Source organism: Variovorax sp. 278MFTsu5.1 (assembly GCF_048305045.1).
Classification (GTDB): Bacteria; Pseudomonadota; Gammaproteobacteria; order Burkholderiales; family Burkholderiaceae_C; genus Variovorax; species Variovorax guangxiensis.
Window position 1 is genome coordinate 1434826 of the sequence record NZ_CP157622.1, and the last position, 20166, is coordinate 1454991.

Below are 20166 nucleotides of genomic sequence, written 5' to 3' on the forward strand. Positions count from 1 at the left end.
CAACTCTGCGGAGCTCTGGCGAACGCTTTAGCAGATGCCGATTTCTCGGCCCGGCACAATCGCATTGCTGCGCTTGTGTTTGTCGCCCTGCAAGTTGTTCCGTAACTCGGCGACAATTTGCATTCTATTCGAGCCGCGCAATACCATGCGCGCGCGTCCGTGTTTTGACTCCCTCCCGTATTCGATGATCACCCTGTTCCGCCTGCTTGCCCGCGTGCCGATGCCGCTGATGCATCGGTTCGGTGCATTGCTGGGCTGGCTGGTCTGGTGGAGCGCACCCGGCTATCGCCGCCGCTTCAAGGCCAATGCCGAGAGCGCGGGCTTCGGCCCCGAGCAATACCGCCCGGCCATCGCCGCCGCCGGCAAGATGGCGTCCGAGCTGCCATGGCTCTGGCTGCGTCCGCATGGACAGACCGTGCTGAACCGCGTGGTGCGCTGGGAAGGCGTCGAAGCCTTCGAGGCGGCCATGCAGGCGAAGAAGGGCGTGATCCTGGTCGCGCCGCATCTCGGCAGCTGGGAGATGTGCGGCCAGGCCATCGGCGAGCGCTTTCTGTTGACCTACGGGCCGATCACCGCGCTGTTTCGCCCCGCGCGCAAGAAATGGATGGCCGACCTGATCGCTGCCGGCTCGCGCGACCGGCCCGGCCTGCAGACCCTGCCCACCAACAACACCGGCGTGCGCGGCCTGATCCGCACGCTGCGCAGCGGCGGCTACACCGGCATCCTGCCCGACCAGGTGCCTCCGCTGGGGCAGGGCGTGTGGGCGCCCTTCCTCGGCCGGCCCGCCTACACCATGACCCTTCTTCCCCGACTCGCGCAGCAGACCGGCGCGGCCTGCTTTTTGAGCGTGTGCGAACGCCTGCCGCGTGGCGCGGGCTACGTGATCCGCTTCGAGCCCATCGTCGGCACCGCGCTGACCGACCCGTCCGCTCCCATCGAGGATGCCGCTGCCGCGATGAACGATGCCATCGGCCGCCTCATCCACAGCCTGCCGGGCCAGTACGTCTGGGACTACGCCCGCTACAAGGAACCGCGCGCCGAGCGCGTGGTCGCCGCCGCAGGGGAAGCTGCATGAGCCTCGGTTCCCGACTCGGCATCGGCTTCATGCGCGTGATCGCGCCGCTGCCGCTGCCCGTGGTGCGCGGTTTCGGCGCGTTCCTCGGGCGCATCCTGCACACCGTGGCGGTGCCACGGCGGCGCGTGGTCGACACCAACCTGGCGGTCTGCTTCCCCGACAAGTCGGAAGCCGAGCGGCGCGCCATCGCGCGCGAGACATTCGTCTACGTGGCGCAGTCCTGGCTCGATCGTGGCTGGCTCTGGCATGCGCCAGAGAAGACTGTGGCGAGCCGGCTCAAGGTAGTGGGCGCGGCCTCGGAGATCCGCGAGATCGCCGAGGGCGATGCGCCGATGATCCTCTTCGCGCCGCACTTCTACGGCCTCGACGCGGCGGCCACCGCGCTCACCATGCACACCGCGCGCCCCTCGGCCACGATCTACACGACGCAGCGCGATCCGATGATCGACGCCTGGATCCGCGAGGGCCGCACCCGCTTCGGCGACGTGGCGGCGCTCAACCGGGTGGACGGCATCAAGCCGGTGCTGCAGGGCCTGCGCAAGGGCGGCCTGCTGTACCTGCTGCCCGACATGGACTTCGGCCGCGACCAGACCATCTTCGTGCCCTTCTACGGCGTGCAGGCGGCCACCGTGCCGTCGCTGTCGCGCTTCGCGCGGCTGGGCAAGGCCAAGGTGGTGCCGGTGGTGTCGAAGCTCACGCGCGAGGGCTATGAAATCGAGATCCTGCCGACCTGGCAGAACTTCCCGACCGACGACGTCGAGGCCGACACTGCGCTCATGAACGAGCGGCTGCAGGGCTACATCGACACGATGCCGTCCCAGTATTACTGGGTGCACCGCCGCTTCAAGACGCGGCCCGAAGGCGAGCCGCCGATCTACTGATTCCGCTGCAGGAATCCCTCGATCTCGCGCGCAACCAACTGCGGCTGCTCGTGCACGATCCAGTGGGTCGCGTTCGGCACCTTCTTGATCTCCAGCTTCGGCACGTACTCGTCGAGTCCTTCGAGCAGGCCGGGCAGCAGCGCGGCGTCGTCGAGCGCCCAGAACACGAAGGTCGGCACTTCCACCACCAGGCGCTCGCGCGGCAGCACGGGGATGCCGTCGACGGTCTGGCCGGGCAGCGGCGGCTTCATCGGCGTCACGCGGTAGAGGTTGCAGGCGCCCGTGAGGCCCGCGCTCCAGACTTCGCGATACTGCTGCTTCACTTCCTCGGTGAGCCAGCCGAAGCCGTCGGGGCCGGCCTTCATCAGCAGGAAGAAGGGCCACATGCGCTTGAAGTCGTCGGCCGCGAGCAGCGCCTCGGCGTCGGGGCGCGCGAGGAAGTTCATGTAGGCGCTTGCCTGCTGCTGCGCCGGGTTGTTGCGCAGTTCGCGGGTGAAGGTGCCCGGGTGCGGCGAATTGATGATGACCAGGCGCCCGACCTGCTGCGGGAAGGCATTGGCATAGCCCCAGCCGAAGGCGCCGCCCCAGTCGTGGGCGACCAGCGCGGCCATGGTGCCGTCGGCGCTCTCGGTGGCGGCGAGCTGCTGGATGTCCTGGATCAGCAGGGGCGCCTTGTAGGCAGCCACGTCGGTGGGCGAGCTCGACTTCTCGAAGCCGCGCAGGTTGGGCGCTACGCAGCGGTAGCCGCCGTGGGCCGGGTCGGCGAAGTACTCGAGCAGTTCGTCCCAGATGAACGCGGCCTCGGGGAATCCGTGGAGGAACACCATCAGCGGCCGGCCCGGCTGGCCGGCGGCGCGGCAACTCAGAGTGGTGCCGTTGGGCAGGCTGCGCTGGAATGTCTCGATCATGCTTCTTGTCTCCTTCGGGTTGACTGGTGTCGCTATTGTTTTGATAGTGAACTTCGCAGATGGGACGATCGGTACAGCCTGTTGCGTATCAGGCGTCTTCCGGTGGTGGCGTCGGCTCGGGGCCGGCGGCCGGTGCCTGGGCGTCTTCGGGGTGCACCCAACGCCACAGCAGCTGCGCCGCCTCGCCCACGCCCTGCTTCTTCAGGGCCGAGAACAGTTTCACCTCGCCGCCACCGGCCTGCAGTCGCGTAATGGACAGCACCTTGGCGCCCTCGCTGCGGGTGAGCTTGTCGGCCTTGGTGAGCAGCACGAGGAACTTCAGGCCCTGCTGCACGCGCGGGCGGATCACGTCGAGCAGGATCTCGTCGAGCTCGGTCAGACCGTGGCGCGGATCGCACATGAGCACCACGCCGCGCAGGTTCTCGCGCGTCATCAGGTAGTTGCCCATCACCCGCTGCCAGCGCAGCTTGGCCTCGCGCGGCACGGCCGCGTAGCCGTAGCCGGGCAGGTCGGCGAGCACCGCGTCATCGACCTTCTGCTTGCCGATGCCGAACAGGTTGATGTGCTGCGTGCGGCCGGGCGTCTTGGAGGCGAAGGCCAGGCGCGTCTGCTGCGTGAGGGTGTTGATGGCGGTCGACTTGCCCGCGTTGGAGCGGCCGACGAAGGCGATCTCGGGCAGGTCGAAAGGTGGCAGATGCTCCAGCTGGGGCGCGCTGGTGAGGAAATGGGCGGTGTGCAGCCAGCCCAGCGCCATGCGTTCGCGTTCGGCAACCTTGGGGTCTGCGGCGGGCGCCGCGCGGGGAGGATAGGCGGCGGGCTTGGCGCGCGGGGAGGGCATCTACGGACTTTCGAAACAGGGCCCACATTGTAGAATCGTGAGGTTTTGCGCCATAAATTCGAAGCCCCCGATATGAAGTTGTTTGCCAATATTGTGCTTGCGGCCCTCGTGGGCATCGCATCCAGCGTGAGTTTTGCAGCCGATGAACACGCGGCCGCTCCTGCCGCCCCGGCGGCCGCCAAGCCGGCCAAGCCGGACCCCGCCAAGGGGGATGCGCTCTTCAACGCAACGCCGGCAAACAGCCAGAGCTGCGCCTCCTGCCACAACGCCGACGGCAACTCCGCCATCGCCGCCAACCCGAAGCTGGCGCAGCAACACCCCGAATACATCCTCAAGCAGCTGCAGGACTTCAAGTCCGGCGCCCGCAAGAGCGCGATCATGAAGCCGCTGGCCTCGGCGCTGTCGGAAGAAGACATGCGCAACATCGCCTGGTTCGTCGGCTCGAAGAAGGTCAAGCCGGGCTTCTCGAAGGACAAGGACACCATCGCCCTGGGCGAGAAGATCTACCGCGGCGGCATCGGCGACCGCCAGATCCCGGCCTGCGCCGGCTGCCACAGCCCCAACGGCGCCGGCATCCCGGCCCAGTACCCGCGCCTGGGCGGCCAGAACGCCGACTACACCGTGGCCCAGCTCACGGCCTTCCGCGACAACGTCCGCCTGAACAGCCTGCCCATGACCGGCGTCGCCGCCAAGCTCAACGACAGGGAAATCAAGGCGGTCGCCGACTACATTGCCGGTTTGCGTTGATGATGGCGCTCCCTGGAGCGTGACCAGCCGCCGATAACAACCCCAAACAAAGGGCGGGCCGATCCAGCAGGATGGCCCGCCTTTTTGTTTTTTTCTCTTCCTACTCTCGCCCGATGTCCGTCTCCACCCATGGCCTTCGCGTTCATCGCGGACCGCAGATGCTTCGCGCCGCGGTGGAACTGCTGTCGTCGATGCGCTTCGCGATCGCGCTGCTCACGATCATCTGCATCGCGTCGATCATCGGTACGGTGCTCAAGCAGCACGAGCCGATCAACAACTACATCAACCAGTTCGGCCCGTTCTGGGCCGAGCTCTTCCGCACCGCGCGGCTCGACTCGATCTACAGCGCCTGGTGGTTCCTGCTGATCCTGCTGTTCCTGGTGATCAGCACCACGCTGTGCATCGTGCGCAACACGCCGCGCATCCTGGTCGACCTCAGGACCTTCAAGGAAGACATCCGCGCTCAGAGCCTCAAGGCCTTCGGCCAGCGCGCCGAGAACCGTCTCGGTGAAACGCCGGACGTCGCCGCCAACCGGATCGGGCAACTGCTGGTGAGCGGCGGCTGGAAGGTCAAGCTGCAGCAGCGCGAGGCAACTGGCGACGGCAGGCAGGCCGCGGGCTGGATGGTCGCGGCGCGTGCCGGCGGCGCCCACAAGCTGGGCTACATCGCCGCCCACAGCGCCATCGTGCTGGTGTGCATCGGCGGCCTGCTCGACGGCGACCTGGTGGTGCGCGCGCAGACCTGGTTCAACGGCAAGAGCGTATTCACCGGCGGCGGCATGATCGCCGACGTGCCGCCGCAGCACCGGCTGTCGGCGAGCAACCCGACCTTCCGCGGCAACATCCTCGTGCCCGAGGGCGGGCAGGGCAGCGTCGCCATCCTGAACCAGTCCGACGGCGTGCTGCTGCAGGAGCTGCCGTTCTCCATCGAGCTGAAGAAGTTCATCGTCGACTACTACTCGACCGGCATGCCCAAGCTCTTCGCGAGCGAAGTGGTGCTGCACGACCGCGAGACCGGCGAGCAGGTGCCCGCGCGCATCGAGGTCAACCACCCGGCCAGCTACAAGGGCGTGGAGATCTACCAGTCGAGCTTCGACGATGGCGGCTCCAAGGTGAAGCTCAAGGCGGTGCCGATGGCTGCCGCGGCCAAGCCCTTCGAGGTGGAAGGCGTCATCGGCGGGCCCAGCACCGAGATCACCAACGGCAAGGACAAGCTCACGCTCGAATACGCCGCGCTGCGCGTGATCAACGTCGAGAACTTCGCCGACGCCAACGCCATGGGCAGCGGCGCCGACGTGCGCAAGGTCGACCTGCGCCACGACATCGAATCGCGCCTGGGGGCAGCCAACAAGACCAACAAGCCGAAGGTGTTGCGCAACATCGGCCCGAGCATCGGCTACAAGCTGCGCGACGCCGCCGGCCAGGCGCGCGAGTACCAGAACTACATGGTGCCGGTCGATACCGGCGACGGCCAGCCGGTGTTCCTGCTGGGCATGCGCGAGAAGCCCGAGGAGCCCTTCCGCTACCTGCGCGTGCCGGCCGACGACCAGGGTTCGATGGACGGCTTCGTGCGCATGCGCGCCGCCCTCGGCGACGCCGCCACGCGCGAGCGTGCCGTCGAGCGCTACATCGCCAAGGCCACAGACCCCAAGCGTCCCGAAATGGCCGAGCAACTGCGCGTGTCCGCCACGCGCGCACTGGCGCTGTTCGCGGGCAGCGAGCGCGCCAAGGCCGACGCCACCACCGTGGGCGGCTGGCAGGCGATCGCCGAATTCATGGAAGCCAACGTGCCCGAGGCCGAGCGCGAGCGCGCCGGCGGGGTGCTGGTGCGCATCCTCAACGACGTGCTGTTCGAGGTGCTGAACCTGAGCCGCGAAGGCGCCGGCCTGGCCGCGCTGCCCAACGACGAGAAGTCGCAGGCCTACCTGACGCAGGCCGTGCTGGCCATCAGCGACGCGCACTTCTACCCGGCGCCGGTCGCGATGATGATGACCGACTTCACCCAGGTGCAGGCCAGCGTGTTCCAGGTGGCGCGCGCCCCAGGCAAGAACATCGTCTATCTGGGCTGCCTGTTGCTGATCGTCGGCATTTTTGCCATGCTGTACGTGCGCGAGCGCCGCCTCTGGGTGTGGCTGGCGCCGGATGGCAAGGCCGGCGAAGGCGATGCATCCGCAATGACGGCCGCCACGATGGCCTTCTCGGTCAATCGCAAGACCATCGACAGCGACCGCGAATTCGAGCATCTCAAACGCAAGCTGCTCGCCCTGAACGAATAAGACCCCACGAGGCAACATGAACACCACGACCCTCACGCTCAATGAAAGCTGGCTCTCGCGCCGCAACCTGTTCGACTGGGTGTTCGCGGCGCTGGTGGTCGCCGGCGGCCTCTTCGCCTTCGCGCGCTACGCGGGGTCGATGGATTCCTACGAGAAGCCGATCCTCGCCGCGGCGGTGATCGCGACCATCGCCATCGGCTGGTTCTGGCGGCCGCTGCGGGTGCTGGCGATCGTGGTGGCTGCGGCTTCGCTGCTGGCCATCGCCTCGTACCAGGGCGACCTGGCGCGTGCCGACACGGTGTTCTGGCTCAAGTACTTCCTGTCGAGCCAGTCGGCCATCCTGTGGATGAGCGTGCTGTTCTTCATGAGCACGCTGTTCTACTGGCTGGGCTTCTTCGGCGGCAGGCAGTCAGACACCTTCGACGCCATCGGCTCGCGCCTCGCGTGGGCGGCGGTGACGATGGCGCTGATCGGCACCATGGTGCGCTGGTACGAGAGCCACCAGCTCGGCCCGGACATCGGCCACATCCCGGTGAGCAACCTGTACGAGGTGTTCGTGCTGTTCTGCTGGCTGACGGCCGCCTTCTACCTGTACTTCGAGGAGCGCTACGGCACGCGCGCGCTCGGCGCCTTCGTGATGCTGGTGGTCAGCGCGGCGGTGGGCTTCCTGCTCTGGTACACGATCGTGCGCGAGGCACACGAGATCCAGCCGCTGGTGCCGGCCCTGCAGAGCTGGTGGATGAAGCTTCACGTGCCGGCCAATTTCATCGGCTATGGCACCTTCGCGCTCGCGGCCATGGTTGCCTTCGCCTACCTCATCAAGGAACAGGCGGACGAGAAGCGCTGGTACAAGCTCACGCCGATCTGGCTGCTGGGCGTGGCGCTGTGCTTCGTGCCGGTGGCGTTCCGTCAGCGCGTGCAGGAAGCCGGCGGCAGCTACTGGGTGATCTACGCCGGCATTTCGGCGCTGATCGCCGCGGGCATCCTGCTGGGCCGCAAGCGCATCGCCGCGCGCCTGCCGGCCAACGAGGTGCTCGACGACGTCATGTACAAGTCGATCACCGTCGGCTTCGCCTTCTTCACCATCGCCACCGTGCTGGGCGCCCTGTGGGCGGCCGACGCCTGGGGCGGCTACTGGAGCTGGGACCCGAAGGAGACCTGGGCGCTGATCGTCTGGCTCAACTACGCGGCCTGGCTGCACATGCGGCTGGTGAAGGGCCTGCGCGGCACCGTGGCGGCCTGGTGGGCGCTGGGCGGGCTGGCGGTGACGACCTTCGCCTTCCTGGGCGTGAACATGTTCCTGAGCGGGTTGCACAGCTACGGCACCCTGTGAGTGCAGGCCCGCGGGCTTTCGCGAAGAATTATTGAAACCACGCGCCCCGGCGGCGCGTAACCGAATCGGGGTTGGCCACGAACTACCCTGAGAACAACGATTCCGCGAAAGGCCCGTCATGTCGTTCCCTTCCCATCCCAGCCGCCCCATCCGTCGTACCGCCAGCAACAGCGGCGACAACGGCTTCATCCATCCGCTGTCCAGCGAGATCACGCCCCGAGAGGTCTACGAGGGCCGCCGCGACATGCTCAAGCTCATGGCCGGCGGCGCCGCGGGAGCCGCGCTGGCGGCCTTCGCCTCGCGCGAAGCCCTGGCGCAGACCGAGCGCCCCAACAAGCTGGCGCCGCTGCCCGGCGCGAAGTCGGCGGTGCCCGGCGCCATGTCGATGGAAAAGGTCACCGACTACAAGGATGCCTCCACCTACAACAACTTCTACGAGTTCGGCACCGACAAGGCCGACCCGGCCAAGAACGCCGGCACGCTGAAGACGCGGCCCTGGACGGTGGAGGTGGAAGGGCTGGTCAAGAAGCCGGGAAAGTACGGCATCGAGGACCTGCTCAAGCTCAGCGCGCAGGAAGAGCGCATCTATCGGCTGCGCTGCGTCGAGGGCTGGTCGATGGTGATTCCGTGGGTCGGCTACTCGCTGGCCGAACTCATCAAGAAGGTCGAGCCGCAGGGCAACGCCAGGTTCGTCGAGTTCGTGACCCTGGCCGACCCCAAGACCATGCCCTTCGTCGGCTCGCGCGTGCTCGACTGGCCCTACACCGAGGGCCTGCGCATGGACGAGGCGATGCACCCGCTCACGCTGCTGGCCTTCGGCATGTACGGCGAGGTGCTGCCCAACCAGAACGGCGCGCCGGTGCGGCTGGTGGTGCCGTGGAAGTACGGCTTCAAGTCGGCCAAGTCGATCGTGAAGATCCGCTTCGTCGAGAAGGAGCCCAGCACCGCCTGGAACAAGGCCGCGGCCAACGAATACGGTTTCTATTCGAACGTGAATCCCAACGTCGACCATCCGCGATGGAGCCAGGCCACCGAGCGCCGGATCGGCGACGGCGGCGGCCTCTTCGCAAAACGGCGCAAGACGGAGCTGTTCAACGGCTATGAAGCACAGGTCGGCCAGCTCTACGCGGGCATGGACCTGAAGAAGAACTACTGAGCCGGCCTCGGCACGTGGCGAGCGCCCCATGAACAAGCTGCTCATGCATCCCGCGACCAAGCCGGCCGTCTTCCTGCTGTGCCTGCTGCCGTTCGCGCGGCTGGCCTACGGCGCGTTCACGGACGGGCTGGGTGCCAACCCCGCGGAGTTCCTGATCCGCGCCACCGGCGACTGGACCCTGCGTTTCATCTGCATCGTGCTGGCGGTGACGCCGCTGCGGGTGATGAGCAAGTGGAACGCGCTCGCGCGCTACCGCCGCATGCTGGGCCTGTTCGCGTACTTCTACGTGGTGCTGCACCTGCTGTGCTACAGCTGGTTCGACATGGGCTTCGAGTGGGGCGACATTGCGAAGGACATCGCCAAGCGGCCGTTCATCCTGGTGGGCTTCTCGGCCTTCGTGCTGCTGACGCCGCTGGCGGCCACCTCGTTCAATCGCGCGATCAAGGCGATGGGCGCGAAGCGCTGGCAGATGCTGCACAAGCTGGTCTACCTGATCGCGGGGCTCGGCCTGCTGCACTTCTTCTGGATGCGCGCGGGCAAGAACAACTTCGCGGAAGTGTTCGTCTACGCCGCGATCATCGCGGTGCTGCTCGCGTGGCGCGTGTGGAACTACTTCGCGAACAAGCGCGGGAAGGTGAAGCCGGCGTCTGCGGGTGCTGTGCGCACCGGCTGACGCCGGGAAGACCGGGAAGACCGGGAAGAGCGATCGGCGATCAGCCGTCGATCTCGCTGCGCAGCTGGTCTTCCATCGTCTCGCGACGGCGGATCAGCCTGGCGCTCGCGCCGCTCACCAGCACCTCGGCGGCGCGGCCGCGCGTGTTGTAGTTGCTGGACATGCTCATGCAGTACGCGCCCGCCGACAGCACGGCCAGCAGGTCGCCCGACACCACGTTGAGCGCGCGGTCGCGGCCGATCCAGTCGCCGCTCTCGCAGACCGGGCCGACCACGTCGTAGGTCGTGGCATTGCCCGCGCGGGTGCGCACCGGCACGATGCGCTGGAAGGCTTGGTACATCGCGGGACGGGGCAGGTCGTTCATGGCCGCGTCGACGATGCAGAAGTTCTTGTCCTCGCCCGGCTTGGTGTAGAGCACTTCGGTCACGCACACGCCGGCATTGCCGACCAGCGAGCGGCCTGGCTCGATGACCAGCTTGCGCTTGCCGAAGCCCCGCGCGTCGAGCTTGGCCAGCAGCTGCTGCCACAGCGCATCGGCCTTGGGTGGCACCTCGCCGTTGTAGTCGATGCCCAGGCCGCCACCGAAGTCCAGGTGATGGATCGGCACCCCGGCTGCCTCGATGGCTTCCACCAGGTCGAGCACCCGGTCGCAGGCGTCGAGGTAGGGCGAGGCTTCGGTGATCTGCGAGCCGATGTGGCAGTCGATGCCCACCACCTCCAGCCCCTGCAGCCGCGCGGCGTGCTTGTAGGCCTCGACGGCGCGGTCGTGCGCGATGCCGAACTTGTTGCCCTTCAGGCCGGTGGAAATGTAGGGGTGCGTCTTCGGATCGACGTTCGGATTGATGCGGATGCTGATCGGCGCGCGCTTGCCTTCGGCCACCGCCACTTCGTGGAGCACGTCGAGCTCGGCTTCGCTCTCGACGTTGAAGCAGGCGATGCCGGCAGCGAGGGCCTGGCGCATCTCGGCGCGGGTCTTGCCGACGCCCGAGAAGATGATCTTCTTCGGATCGGCACCCACGGCCAGCACGCGCGACAGCTCGCCGCCGGAGACGATGTCGAAGCCGCAGCCGGCTTCCGCGAACACGCGCAGCACGCCGAGCGAGGAGTTGGCCTTCATCGCGTAGCAGATGAGCGCATCACGACCCTCGAAGCCGCGCTGGTAAGCCGCCAGGGCGTCCAGCATCCACTGCCTGGAGTAGACGAAGAGAGGAGTGCCGTGTTCGCGTGCCAGCGCGTCGAGCGCCACGCCTTCGACGTGCAGCGTGCCGTCGCGCTCGGCGATGTGCGGCTGGCCGGGCAGGGAGATGGGGGTGCCGGAACTCACTTGCGCTGCTCCGTGCTGGTGGTGCTGGTGCTGCCGGCTGGCGCGCTGGCCGCGGCAGCCGGAGCGGGCGCCGCCTGGCTGGAGGACGAAGATGACGACGAAGACCGCAGGCTGTCCGGCGTCATGAGCTCCGGCAAGGTGGCGCGCCCGGCGGCTGCCGGATCGGTCGGCAGGTACAGCGCACCGCGCTGCCCGCAGGCAGCGACGAGCCCGGCGGTGCCCACGGCAAGGCAGACCATGAGCGCGGCGCGGACGCGGGTGCTCACTAGAATTTGGTGAACGTTCAACATGGCGAAATTGTAATGACCGACACCGAATACATGGATCGCGCCGAGGCTGCGCTTGCCGCCATCGAACTGGGCTGCGACCGCATCAACGAAGCGACCGACGCCGACATCGACAACCAGAGGGTGGGCGGGATGATCACGATTTCATTCCGCAACGGCAGCCAGCTGATCGTGAACCTGCAGAAGCCGTTGCAGGAAATCTGGCTTGCCGCGCGTTCCGGCGGCTATCACTACCGCCATGACGGCAAGGCCTGGGTGGACACCAAGACCGGCGAGGAATTCTTCGGCAACCTGTCGCGCGAGGCGACGCTGCAGGCCGGGCAGCCGCTGGACTTCGCGGCTCCCTGAATTCTTCTGCCGGCGCCGCTCAGTTGCGGAACAGATCGAGGATGCGGTTGCGCTCCTCGGGTTGCGCAGGAGCGCCGATCGGACCACCCGCCGGGGCTTCGACCGGCGCCGCCGGTGCGGACTCGACACCCAGGCTGGCAACGCCGCGTCCCGGCGCGTAGTCGTCGTAGTACCACTCGCCACCCACATTCACGATGCCCGCTGGCGGGTTGGCCGACAGTTCAGTCACCGGCACGCCCTTGATGGCGGTTTCCATGTAGGTGATCCAGATCGGAAGGCTCAGGCCGCCGCCGGTCTCGCGGTCGCCCAGGTTGCGCGGGGTGTCGTAACCGATCCACGAGATGGCCGTCATGGTGGGCTGGAAGCCGGCGAACCAGGCGTCGAGCGAGTCGTTGGTGGTGCCCGTCTTGCCGTAGAGGTCGGGGCGCTTGAGCATGGCCTGCGCCTTGGCCGCGGTGCCGCCGCGAGCGACGGAATTCAGCAGCGTGTCCATGATGAAGGCGTTGCGCTGCGGGATGACGCGCAGCGATTCGTTCAGGAGCGGCGGCTGCTTGTCGACCAGTACCTTGTCCTTGTGGTCGGTGATGCGCGTGACGAGGTACGGATTGACGCGGTAGCCGCCGTTGGCGAAGACCGAATAGCCCACCGCCATCTGCATCGGCGTGACCGAGCCCGCGCCCAGCGCCATCGGCAGGTAGGCGGGGTGCTTTTCCTTGTCGAAGCCGAAGTTGGTGATCCACTCCTGCGCATAGCGCGTGCCGATGGACTGCAGGATGCGGATGGACACGAGGTTCTTCGACTTCATCAGCGCGGTGCGCATCGACATCGGGCCGTCGTAGCCGCCGCCGTAGTTCTTCGGCTCCCAGGGTTGGCCGCCGGTGGTGCCGGCGTCGAAGAAGAGCGGGCCGTCGTTGATGACCGTGGCGGGCGTGAAGCCCTTTTCGAGCGCCGCGGAATAGATGAAGGGCTTGAAGCTGGAGCCCGGCTGGCGCCAGGCCTGCGTCACATGGTTGAACTTGTTCTTGCCGAAGTCGAAGCCGCCGACCAGCGCCTTGATGGCGCCGTCGCGCGGGTCCATGGCGACGAATGCGCCCTCGACCTCGGGAAGCTGCGTGATTTCCCAGGTGTTCTTGGGCGTCTTCACCACGCGGATGACCGCGCCGCGACGGATCTTGATGTTCGGCGGAGCCTTGTCGGAGAGACCCGACTGGGCCGGCTTGAGCCCTTCGCCGGTGATCTGGACGGGATCGCCATTGCCGCGCACCGCGTCGATCTGCTTGGGCGTGGCCTTGAGCACGACCGCGGCCATCACGTCGCCGTTGTCGGGGTGGTCGTTGAGTGCGTCGTCGACTGCTTCGTCGAGGTCCTTGGGGTCGTTCGGCAGGTCGACGAACTTCTCGGGGCCGCGATAGATCTGGCGGCGCTCGTAGTCCATGATGCCCTTGCGCAGCGCCTTGTAGGCGGCCGCCTGGTCGGCCGCGACCAGCGAGGTGTAGACCTTGAGGCCGCGCGTGTAGGTGCTGTCGCCGTACTGGGCGTACATCAACTGGCGAACCGTTTCAGCCACGTATTCGGCGTGCAGGCGGTTCGGGTCGGCGGCGTCGCGCAGGTGCAGCTCTTCCTTCTTGGCTTCCGCCGCCTGTTCGGCGGTGATGAAGCCGGCCTCCTGCATGCGGTCGATCACGTAGAACTGGCGGCCGCGCGCGCGCTGCGGGTTGTTGACCGGGTTGTTCGCGCCCGGTGCCTTGGGCAGGCCGGCCAGCATCGCGGCCTGGGCGATCGTGAGTTCCTGCAGGGGCTTGCCGAAATAGGCCTCGGAAGCGGCGGCGAAGCCATAGGCGCGGTTTCCGAGGTAGATCTGGTTCAGGTAGATCTCGAAGATCTGGTCCTTCGTGAGCAGGTGCTCCAGCTTGAAGGTCAGCAGCACCTCGTAGATCTTGCGGGTGAGCGTCTTCTCGGAGCTCAGGTAGACGTTGCGCGCCACCTGCATCGTGATGGTCGATGCGCCCTGGCTCTTCACGCGGTTCATGTTGGCCAGGCCGGCGCGGACCATGCCCTTGTAGTCGACGCCGCCGTGGTCGTAGAAGCGGGCGTCTTCGGCCGCCAGGACGGCGTCTTTCACGACCTTCGGGATGGCCGAGATGGGAGTGAGGTTGCGGCGCTCCTCGCCGAACTCGCCGATCAGGATGCCTTCGGCCGAGAAAACCCGCAGCGGCAGCTTGGGCCGGTAGTCGGAGAGCTCGCTGATGTCGGGCAGGTTCGGATACGCCACCGCGAGGGCCACTGCCACCACGCACAGCACGGCCAGCGCGCCGGCCAGGGCGATGCCGAAGCTCCAGAAGAAAAGGCGCAGCAGCCATTTCAGCCAGGTCGGGCGAGTGGAGGGGGAGTTCTTGGCTGGCCCTTTGGGGCTGGAAGTTTCTTGCATGAGGGGCCGCACAGAGTCACCCGACATTATAAAAAGCCGCCCCTTCCGAACGATCCGATCTTTGCGGGGCTTGCATTGCCCTAATTCAAAAGTTACAAAATGCGGTTTTGCCGTCAGGTTTTGACAACGCTTGAGGAATTTGCCCTGCGGCGTCGCTTGGTTGCCGCTACGCCTGCTGCTAGCATGCAACCGAATTCAATTTTTTCTATTGGTTACAAATACAGGGGAAGAGGAACCTGCCTTGGCTGCTCTTGGATCATTGTTTCGTCGTCAGAACGCTCCCCTGCTGGGGCTGGACGTAAGTTCGTCCAGCGTCAAGCTGGTCGAGCTCGGCCGTGAGGCCAGCGGCAAGCTGGTCCTGGAGCGCTGCGCCATCGAGCCCCTGGAACGCGGCTGGATCACCGACGGCAACGTCGAGAAGTTCGACGAGGTGGCGGAAGCCGTCCGTCGCGTCATCCGCAAGAGCGGCACGCGCACCCGCAACGTGGCACTGGCACTGCCTCCGTCGGCCGTGATCACCAAGAAGATCATTCTTCCGGGCGGCATGAGCGAGCAGGAGCTCGAGATCCAGGTCGAGTCGGAAGCCAACCAGTACATCCCGTTCTCGCTCGACGAGGTGAGCCTCGACTTCTGCGTGACCGGTCCGAGCACCACCTCTGCCGGCGACGTGGAAGTGCTGATCGCCGCGTCGCGCAAGGAAAAGGTCCAGGACCGCGAGGGCCTGGCGGAAGCCGCCGGCCTGAAGGCGATGATCCTCGACGTCGAGTCCTACGCATCGCGCCTAGCGACCGCCCGCCTGATCGAGCAGCTGCCCGGCAAAGGCGTCGATTCGATCGTGGCTCTCTTCGAGGTGGGCGCCTTCACCACCAGCATGCAGGTGCTGCGCAACCAGGAAGTGCTGTACGACCGCGACCAGGCGTTCGGCGGTGCCCAGCTCACCCAGCTGATCGTGCGCCAGTATGGCTTTTCAGCCGAGGAGGCCGAGGCGAAGAAGCGCAGCGGCGACCTGCCCGACGACTACGGCTCCGGCGTGCTCAAGCCCTTCGTGGAAAGCATCGCGCAGGAAATCGCCCGCGCGCTCCAGTTCTTCTTCACCAGCACGCCGCACAACCGCGTCGACTATGTGCTGCTGGCAGGCGGATCGGCCTCGCTGCCCGGCCTGACCAACGCGGTGACGCGGCAGACCTCGTTCGCCTGCTCCTTGCTGAATCCCTTCGAAGGCATGGAAATCAGCTCGAACGTCCGCGAGAAGAAGGTCCGCCGCGAGGCGCCGTCCTATCTGACCTCTTGCGGCCTGGCCATGCGGAGGTTCCTGCAGTGATCCTCATCAATCTGCTCCCGCACCGCGAAGCTGCGCGCAAGCGCAGGCGCGAGGCGTTCTACGGCACCCTGGGTGCCGCGGCGATCCTGGGCGTCCTGATCGCCGGCCTTGGTTATCTCTGGTTCGAGGCGCAGATCTCGGCGCAGCGTTCGACGAATGGCTTTCTGCAGGCCGAGATCAAGAAGCTCGAAGTCGAGATCAAGGAAATCTCGACGCTGCAGGAAGAAATTGCCGCGCTGCGCGCCCGCCAGCAGGCGGTCGAAGACCTGCAGGGCGACCGCAACCTGCCCGTGCACCTGCTCAACGAACTGGTCCGGCAACTGCCCGATGGCGTGTACCTGACCAACATGAAGCAGGACAACCAGACTGTCACCCTGCAAGGCATGGCGCAGTCGAACGAGCGGGTTTCGGAGTTGCTGCGCAACCTCGGCAACAACAGTCCCTGGCTGGTGAAGCCCGAGCTGGTCGAAATCACGTCGGCGAACGTGAACCTGAACCCGCGCGATCAGCGTCGCGTGGCGAACTTCACGATGCGCATCGGCCTGAAACGCCCCACCGATGCTCAGAAGGCTGCCGCCGAAAAGGCCCTGGCCGCAACGGCGCAGTCCAAGGGGTAACCGATCATGGCTAGCAATCGCCCCTCCCAGAAAATCGACGTCGCAGCTGCGTTCCAGCGCTTCGGCGACCAATTCCGCGGACTCAATCCGAACGATCCCTCGGCATGGCCGGCGGTGCCCCGCTATGCGCTCTGCCTGGTGGTCACGGCACTTGTGCTGGTCGCCCTCTGGTTCGTCTGGCTGACCAATTCGAACGACGAGCTCGAAAGCGAGCGCGCCAAGGAAGTCACGCTCAAGGCCGACTACCAGAAGAAGGTGGCTCAGGCCGCCAACCTCGAGTTGCTCAAGAAGCAGCGCGAGCAGGTGCAGCAGTACGTGACCCTGCTCGAGAAGCAGCTGCCCAGCAAGGCCGAAATGGACGCCCTGCTGTCGGACATCAACCAGGCAGGCCTTGGCCGCAGCCTTCAGTTCGAGCTGTTCCGTCCGGGACAGGTGTCGGTCAAGGACTACTACGCCGAACTCCCGATCGCCGTCCGGGTGACCGGCCGGTACCACGACATGGGTGCTTTCGCTGCCGACGTGGCGGGCCTGTCGCGGATCGTGACGCTGAACAACATTTCCGTCACCCCGCAGAAGGACAAGGACGTGCTGACGATGGACGCCACCGCGCGCACCTATCGTTACCTCGATGACGAAGAACGGGCCGCGCAGAAGCGCGCCTCCGCACCGAAGGCGAAGAAATGAAGATCGTCGCCAAAGTACTGTGGCTGACGCTGGCGGCGTCGGCACTGAGCGCCTGCGATTCGGGCCAGGAAGACATGCAGCGCTGGATGGCCGAGCAGCGTGCCCAGGTGAAGCCCTCGGTGCCGCCGATTTCCGAGCCCAAGAAGTTCACCCCGCAGGCCTATACCGAGGCCTCGGCATTCGAGCCCTTCAACATCCTGAAGCTGACGCAGGCGCTGCGCCGCGAATCGAATCAGCCGAGCACCTCGGAGCTGATCGCGCCCGAGCTCGCGCGCCGCAAGGAAGCGCTCGAAGCCTTCCCGCTCGACTCGATGGCCATGGTCGGCAGCATGAACCGCAATGGCCAGCCGGTGGCGCTGCTGCGCGTCGACAAGCTGCTCTACAAGGTGCGCGTCGGCGAATACCTGGGCCTCAACTACGGGCGCATCACCCGTATCAACGAAACCGAAATCGCCTTGCGTGAAATCGTGCAAGACGCCGCCGGTGAATGGATCGAACGCGTCGCGACGCTGCAGCTGCAAGAGAGTGCGAAATGAACCAAAAGAAATCAAAAATGGCACAGTGGCTGCGCGCTGCCGGCCTGGGTCTGCTGGCCTTCGGCGCATTGGCCGTGGCTCATGCGCAAAACGCCATCGAGGCGGTGACGAGCTCGACGCAGTCGGGCTCTGAAGTGATCCGCATCGATCTGGCACAGCCGCTCACCGCGGTTCCTGCCGGATTCGCCGTGCAGACGCCTGCGCGTATCGCGCTCGACTTTCCCGGTGTCACGAATGCCATCGGCCGCTCCGCCATCGAGGTGAACCAGGGCAACCTGCGCTCGGTGAACGTGGTGCAGGCCGGTGAACGCAGCCGCGTGGTGCTGAACCTGAAGCAGGCGACCGCATACAAGGCCGAGATCCAGGGCAAGTCGCTGCTGGTGACGCTCGAGCCGGTGGCTGGCCCGGCGCTTGTCGCGTCGGCTTCCACGACCTTCGCGGAAAACCGCAATCGCGACACGCTGCCCCTGCGGGATATCGATTTCCGTCTCGGTTCCGACAGCACCGGCCGGGTCATCGTCGATCTGCCGAACAACCAGGTGGGCGTGGACGTCAAGCAGCAGGGCAAGAGCCTTGTCGTGGAGTTCACCAAGTCGACGCTGCCCGAAGGGCTGCGCCGCCGCCTCGACGTGGCCGACTTCGGCACCCCGGTCCAGCTCATCACTTCGCAGCAAGCCGGCGACCGCGTCCGCATGACGATCGATGCCAAGGGCGACTGGGAGCACAGTGCCTACCAGAGCGAGAACCAGTTCGTGGTCGAGGTCCGTGCCCGCAAGGTCGATCCGACCAAGCTGACCCAAGGCGTGGGCTACAACGGCGAGAAGCTGTCGCTGAACTTCCAGAACATCGAGATCCGTTCGCTGCTGCAGGTGATCGCCGATTTCACGAACTTCAACATCGTGACCTCGGATTCGGTGACCGGCGCGCTGACGCTGCGGCTGAAGGACGTGCCGTGGGACCAGGCGCTCGACATCATCATGCAGGCGAAGAACCTGGGCATGCGCAAGAACGGCAGCGTGCTGTGGATCGCGCCGAAGGATGAGATCAACGCCAAGGAAAAGCTCGAGTTCGAGGCCAAGGCTGCTATCGAGAATCTGGAGCCGCTGCGGACCCAGTCGTTCCAGCTCAACTACACCAAGGCGATTGCCATTGCCCAGGGGTTGACCGGTACCGGTGCATCGGCTGGCGGTGGCGGAGGCGGCAGCAACGGTACGACCACCCGCATCCTGAGCCCGCGCGGCAGCGTCATCGCCGAGTCACGTACCAACCAGCTTTTCGTGTCGGATGTTCCCTCGCGGCTGGCGCAGGTGGCTGAATTGATCCAGAAGCTCGATATTCCTGTTCGTCAGGTGCTGATTGAGGCTCGTATCGTTGAAGCTTCCGACACATTTGGGAAATCCCTTGGTGTTCGGCTGGGTGGAGGGATCTCTGGCGAGCGTTTCGCGTCCTCTGGCGGCAATAGGGCCTTTGCTAATGTTGGTGCAATGCCTGTTGTTACGCCAGGAACCAACGGAGGAGCCAGCACTGCCACCAGTACGTTCACCAACTCTAACTTCATCAACCTGCCTGCTGGGGATGCTGGAACGGGGGGTACCGCAGCAGGCACCTTCGCGATCTCGCTCTTCAACTCGAGCTTCTCGCGCATGCTGAACCTCGAGATCTCGGCGCTCGAAGCCGACGGCAAGGGCAAGCTGGTGTCCAGCCCCCGCGTGATCACAGCCGACCAGACCAAGGCGCTGATCGAGCAGGGCGAGGAAATCCCGTACCAGCAGGCCACTTCGAGCGGCGCCACCTCGATCTCGTTCCGCAAGGCGGTGCTGAAGCTCGAAGTCACGCCCCAGATCACACCCGAAGGCAACATCATCCTGACGCTGGACGTGAGCAAGGACGCCCGCGGCGTGAATACTTCGGCGGGTCCGGCGATCAACACCAAGCATGTGCAGACCGAGGTGCTGGTCGAGAACGGCGGCACGGTTGTCATCGGTGGTATCTTCGAGCTCACCGAAACCAATGACGAATCGCGCGTGCCGGTGCTGGGTGAAGTGCCCTATGTGGGTGCACTGTTCCGCAAGCGCGAACGCATTGCCAACAAGACTGAAATGCTCGTCTTTATCACCCCGAAGATGATTACCGACCGCAACGCCGCGCGCTGACGCGCGGGCGTAGCAGCCACCGCGTGGCGGTCGCATTCGTCGGCTTGCCCGGCGCCGGAAAATCCGCAGTGGGCCGGCGCCTGGGAATGCGGCTGGACCTTCCCTTCGTAGATACGGACCACGTGATCGAGCAGCGCATCGGCTGCTCGATCCGTGATTACTTCGAGCAAGAGGGCGAAATCGCCTTCCGCGACCTCGAGCAGACGGTGATCGCCGACCTGGCCGCCAATCCCCAGGGCATTCTGGCCACCGGCGGCGGTGCGGTGCTCCGGGAGGCGAACCGCAAGCAACTGCGCGATCACTTCCATGTGATCTACCTGCGCTCCTCCCCCGAAGACTTGTTCCGGCGCCTGCGCCATGACGTCAAGCGGCCCCTGCTGCAGGTGGCCGATCCGCTGGGGCGGCTGCGGGAGCTGCACGATGCGCGCGACCCTTTCTACCGGGAAACCGCCCACGACGTGGTCGACACCGGCCGCCCGACCATCGCGATGCTGGTGAACATCATCGTGATGCAGCTCGAACTGGCCGGCATCGTCGAGCCGGGCGCCCACCCCGAAGAGCCCCCCGCCTGAGCCTGCCCG

The 20166-nt window shown here is 66.0% G+C and carries 19 protein-coding genes; 14 read left to right on the top strand and 5 right to left on the bottom strand.

The window, feature by feature from the left end; translation table 11 throughout:
* The first annotated feature begins 184 nt into the window (after positions 1 to 184).
* Both ABL844_RS06240 and ABL844_RS06245 read left to right on the top strand, forming a co-directional pair.
* Positions 185 to 1075, top strand: a complete 891-nt coding sequence (locus ABL844_RS06240; RefSeq protein ID WP_418130779.1) for a lysophospholipid acyltransferase family protein — start codon at positions 185 to 187, stop codon at positions 1073 to 1075.
* Positions 1072 to 1956 carry a lipid A biosynthesis acyltransferase gene (locus ABL844_RS06245; protein ID WP_184635058.1) on the top strand — a complete coding sequence of 295 codons (885 nt, stop codon included), beginning with the start codon at positions 1072 to 1074 and terminating at the stop codon, positions 1954 to 1956. The genes ABL844_RS06240 and ABL844_RS06245 overlap by 4 nt, the downstream gene beginning before the upstream one ends.
* On the opposite strand, the gene ABL844_RS06250 is transcribed toward ABL844_RS06245, so the two are convergent.
* Positions 1950 to 2864: an alpha/beta fold hydrolase gene (locus ABL844_RS06250; RefSeq protein WP_126022972.1), complete on the bottom strand. Its 915-nt coding sequence runs from the start codon at positions 2862 to 2864 to the stop codon at positions 1950 to 1952. The two genes, ABL844_RS06245 and ABL844_RS06250, sit on opposite strands and share 7 nt — an antisense overlap.
* An 88-nt stretch (positions 2865 to 2952) precedes the next feature.
* The gene (gene yihA, locus ABL844_RS06255) at positions 2953 to 3702 is read right to left on the bottom strand and encodes a ribosome biogenesis GTP-binding protein YihA/YsxC (protein WP_369659459.1); all 750 of its coding nucleotides are present in this window, start codon (positions 3700 to 3702) and stop codon (positions 2953 to 2955) included.
* Positions 3703 to 3774: 72 nt separating this feature from the next.
* Between yihA and ABL844_RS06260 the strand changes: the two genes are divergently transcribed.
* From ABL844_RS06260 to ABL844_RS06280, 5 genes are all read left to right on the top strand, one after another.
* Positions 3775 to 4449, top strand: coding sequence for a c-type cytochrome (locus ABL844_RS06260; RefSeq protein ID WP_176667929.1), 675 nt, complete (start codon positions 3775 to 3777; stop codon positions 4447 to 4449).
* Between the two features lie 113 nt (positions 4450 to 4562).
* Positions 4563 to 6725 carry a cytochrome c biogenesis protein ResB gene (locus tag ABL844_RS06265; RefSeq protein WP_184635064.1) on the top strand — a complete coding sequence of 721 codons (2163 nt, stop codon included), beginning with the start codon at positions 4563 to 4565 and terminating at the stop codon, positions 6723 to 6725.
* Positions 6726 to 6741: 16 nt separating this feature from the next.
* Positions 6742 to 8058 carry a c-type cytochrome biogenesis protein CcsB gene (gene ccsB, locus ABL844_RS06270; protein ID WP_418130780.1) on the top strand — a complete coding sequence of 439 codons (1317 nt, stop codon included), beginning with the start codon at positions 6742 to 6744 and terminating at the stop codon, positions 8056 to 8058.
* Positions 8059 to 8176: 118 nt separating this feature from the next.
* Entirely contained in the window at positions 8177 to 9214 is a 1038-nt protein-coding gene (msrP, locus tag ABL844_RS06275) for a protein-methionine-sulfoxide reductase catalytic subunit MsrP (RefSeq protein WP_418130781.1), read from the top strand.
* A 28-nt stretch (positions 9215 to 9242) separates the two neighbouring features.
* Positions 9243 to 9887: a sulfite oxidase heme-binding subunit YedZ gene (locus tag ABL844_RS06280; RefSeq protein ID WP_184635068.1), complete on the top strand. Its 645-nt coding sequence runs from the start codon at positions 9243 to 9245 to the stop codon at positions 9885 to 9887.
* A gap of 40 nt (positions 9888 to 9927) precedes the next feature.
* On the opposite strand, the gene lysA is transcribed toward ABL844_RS06280, so the two are convergent.
* Both lysA and lptM read right to left on the bottom strand, forming a co-directional pair.
* Entirely contained in the window at positions 9928 to 11211 is a 1284-nt protein-coding gene (gene lysA, locus ABL844_RS06285; protein WP_418130782.1) for a diaminopimelate decarboxylase, read from the bottom strand.
* A complete protein-coding gene (lptM, locus tag ABL844_RS06290) occupies positions 11208 to 11501 on the bottom strand; it encodes an LPS translocon maturation chaperone LptM (protein ID WP_184635072.1) in 294 nt (97 codons plus the stop codon). The genes lysA and lptM overlap by 4 nt, the downstream gene beginning before the upstream one ends.
* 12 nt (positions 11502 to 11513) lie before the next feature.
* On the opposite strand from lptM, the gene cyaY reads away from it, so the two are divergent.
* Complete coding sequence (gene cyaY / locus ABL844_RS06295) at positions 11514 to 11846, top strand: iron donor protein CyaY (RefSeq protein WP_184635074.1); 333 nt, start codon at positions 11514 to 11516, stop codon at positions 11844 to 11846.
* A gap of 19 nt (positions 11847 to 11865) precedes the next feature.
* Here the strand turns inward: cyaY and ABL844_RS06300 are convergent, their stop codons facing one another.
* A complete protein-coding gene (locus ABL844_RS06300) occupies positions 11866 to 14274 on the bottom strand; it encodes a penicillin-binding protein 1A (protein ID WP_126022981.1) in 2409 nt (802 codons plus the stop codon).
* A 241-nt stretch (positions 14275 to 14515) separates the two neighbouring features.
* Here ABL844_RS06300 and ABL844_RS06305 point away from each other — a divergent pair, with 241 nt between their 5' ends.
* Genes ABL844_RS06305 through ABL844_RS06330 form a run of 6 tightly spaced genes read left to right on the top strand, consistent with a single transcriptional unit; the run spans position 14516 to position 20157 of the window.
* The gene (locus ABL844_RS06305) at positions 14516 to 15595 is read left to right on the top strand and encodes a pilus assembly protein PilM (RefSeq protein WP_093196407.1); all 1080 of its coding nucleotides are present in this window, start codon (positions 14516 to 14518) and stop codon (positions 15593 to 15595) included.
* On the top strand, positions 15592 to 16212 hold the full coding sequence (locus tag ABL844_RS06310) for a PilN domain-containing protein (RefSeq protein ID WP_126022982.1): 621 nt from the start codon (positions 15592 to 15594) through the stop codon (positions 16210 to 16212). The genes ABL844_RS06305 and ABL844_RS06310 overlap by 4 nt, the downstream gene beginning before the upstream one ends.
* A gap of 6 nt (positions 16213 to 16218) precedes the next feature.
* Positions 16219 to 16896, top strand: coding sequence for a type 4a pilus biogenesis protein PilO (locus tag ABL844_RS06315; RefSeq protein ID WP_184635075.1), 678 nt, complete (start codon positions 16219 to 16221; stop codon positions 16894 to 16896).
* Complete coding sequence (locus ABL844_RS06320; RefSeq protein ID WP_184635077.1) at positions 16893 to 17432, top strand: pilus assembly protein PilP; 540 nt, start codon at positions 16893 to 16895, stop codon at positions 17430 to 17432. Before ABL844_RS06315 ends, ABL844_RS06320 begins: the two co-directional genes overlap by 4 nt.
* The gene (pilQ, locus tag ABL844_RS06325; protein ID WP_418130783.1) at positions 17429 to 19585 is read left to right on the top strand and encodes a type IV pilus secretin PilQ; all 2157 of its coding nucleotides are present in this window, start codon (positions 17429 to 17431) and stop codon (positions 19583 to 19585) included. The genes ABL844_RS06320 and pilQ overlap by 4 nt, the downstream gene beginning before the upstream one ends.
* A 23-nt stretch (positions 19586 to 19608) precedes the next feature.
* Positions 19609 to 20157, top strand: a complete 549-nt coding sequence (locus ABL844_RS06330; RefSeq protein WP_418130784.1) for a shikimate kinase — start codon at positions 19609 to 19611, stop codon at positions 20155 to 20157.
* Positions 20158 to 20166 lie beyond the last annotated feature (9 nt).

What these genes read in the sequence shown, in the direction of transcription:
- cyaY (WP_184635074.1), top strand. Translation starts at nt 11,514, where the DNA reads ATGACCGACACCGAATACATGGATCGCGCCGAGGCTGCGCTTGCCGCC.
- ABL844_RS06320 (WP_184635077.1), top strand. Translation starts at nt 16,893, where the DNA reads ATGAAGATCGTCGCCAAAGTACTGTGGCTGACGCTGGCGGCGTCGGCA.
- ABL844_RS06260 (WP_176667929.1), top strand. Translation starts at nt 3,775, where the DNA reads ATGAAGTTGTTTGCCAATATTGTGCTTGCGGCCCTCGTGGGCATCGCA.
- ABL844_RS06245 (WP_184635058.1), top strand. Translation starts at nt 1,072, where the DNA reads ATGAGCCTCGGTTCCCGACTCGGCATCGGCTTCATGCGCGTGATCGCG.
- ABL844_RS06300 (WP_126022981.1), bottom strand. Translation starts at nt 14,274, where the DNA reads ATGCAAGAAACTTCCAGCCCCAAAGGGCCAGCCAAGAACTCCCCCTCC.
- ccsB (WP_418130780.1), top strand. Translation starts at nt 6,742, where the DNA reads ATGAACACCACGACCCTCACGCTCAATGAAAGCTGGCTCTCGCGCCGC.
- msrP (WP_418130781.1), top strand. Translation starts at nt 8,177, where the DNA reads ATGTCGTTCCCTTCCCATCCCAGCCGCCCCATCCGTCGTACCGCCAGC.
- ABL844_RS06315 (WP_184635075.1), top strand. Translation starts at nt 16,219, where the DNA reads ATGGCTAGCAATCGCCCCTCCCAGAAAATCGACGTCGCAGCTGCGTTC.
- yihA (WP_369659459.1), bottom strand. Translation starts at nt 3,702, where the DNA reads ATGCCCTCCCCGCGCGCCAAGCCCGCCGCCTATCCTCCCCGCGCGGCG.
- ABL844_RS06240 (WP_418130779.1), top strand. Translation starts at nt 185, where the DNA reads ATGATCACCCTGTTCCGCCTGCTTGCCCGCGTGCCGATGCCGCTGATG.
- ABL844_RS06250 (WP_126022972.1), bottom strand. Translation starts at nt 2,864, where the DNA reads ATGATCGAGACATTCCAGCGCAGCCTGCCCAACGGCACCACTCTGAGT.
- ABL844_RS06280 (WP_184635068.1), top strand. Translation starts at nt 9,243, where the DNA reads ATGAACAAGCTGCTCATGCATCCCGCGACCAAGCCGGCCGTCTTCCTG.
- pilQ (WP_418130783.1), top strand. Translation starts at nt 17,429, where the DNA reads ATGAACCAAAAGAAATCAAAAATGGCACAGTGGCTGCGCGCTGCCGGC.
- lptM (WP_184635072.1), bottom strand. Translation starts at nt 11,501, where the DNA reads ATGTTGAACGTTCACCAAATTCTAGTGAGCACCCGCGTCCGCGCCGCG.
- ABL844_RS06265 (WP_184635064.1), top strand. Translation starts at nt 4,563, where the DNA reads ATGTCCGTCTCCACCCATGGCCTTCGCGTTCATCGCGGACCGCAGATG.